At 45.7% G+C, this 247-nt stretch carries 1 pseudogene; it reads right to left on the minus strand.

The window, feature by feature from the left end:
- Positions 1–247, minus strand: a pseudogene (locus CWB77_RS18215) (cell division protein FtsZ); the annotation flags it as partial.

Raw genomic sequence — 247 nt, forward strand, 5'->3', positions numbered from 1 at the left:
GAAATAGCTGCTTCTGCTGCTTCTTGTGCACGATCAGGACACGACGAAGATGCAGTGCCCAACATCGCTGTGCCCATTCCAGACAGAACTGGACGAACGGCGGCGAAATCCCCGTTAATTAGACCCGAGCGAGTAATTAACTCAGCAATTCATGGAACCGCTCCAAACAATACGTCATATGCTTTAGCTAATGCATCCAGTAAAGTTGTTCCTTTCCCCAATACTTTTAGAAACTTGTTATTTGGAA

The sequence above is a fragment of the Pseudoalteromonas sp. S1610 genome (genome assembly GCF_005887465.1).
Classification (GTDB): Bacteria; Pseudomonadota; Gammaproteobacteria; order Enterobacterales; family Alteromonadaceae; genus Pseudoalteromonas; species Pseudoalteromonas undina.